Genomic DNA, 566 nt, shown 5'->3' on the forward strand with positions numbered 1-566 from the left:
CCATCGGCCCGTGCGTGACGATCTCGCCCACCTCGCCGATCGGCATCTCCTGCAGCGTGACAGGGTCCACCACGCGCGAGTCGACGCCGAAGATCGGGATGCCCAGGCACTGCAGCTTCGCGCGCTCCGGCGGATTCGCATGGCTCGGCGCCGCGGTCTCGGTCAGCCCGTAGCCTTCGGCGAAGGTCAGCCCGAACTCCGCCTGCAGCCGCTCGGCCACCGCCTGCGGCATCGCCGCGCCACCGCCGCTCAGGTAGCGCAGGCTCGACAGGTCGAAGCTCCTGTAGTTGGGGCTGCCGAACAGGTCGATGATCATCGTCGGGATGCAGGTCCAGTGCGTCGGCCGGTGGCGCGAGATCAGCCGGCCTGCGAGCTCGCGGTCCCAACGCGGCATCAGCACCGTCGTGCTGCCGTTCCAGACCGGCCCGAGCACGCCGTAGACCATGCCGGTGATGTGGAACATCGGCACCACGCCCAGGCTCACCGTCTCGGCGCCGGCATGGCCCCAGCAGCCGCCCACCGTGTTCGCCATCAGCGTGCGGTGCGTGTGCATGCAGCCCTTCGGC

Annotated in this window: 1 protein-coding gene; it reads right to left on the reverse strand. The window is 70.3% G+C overall.

The annotated features are described in order from the left end of the window. The coding region (locus AC1D15_RS36340) for an AMP-binding protein (protein ID WP_477829911.1) at positions 1–566 on the reverse strand (566 nt) is incomplete at both ends.

This window comes from Rhizobacter sp. P2_H2 (assembly GCF_056403375.1).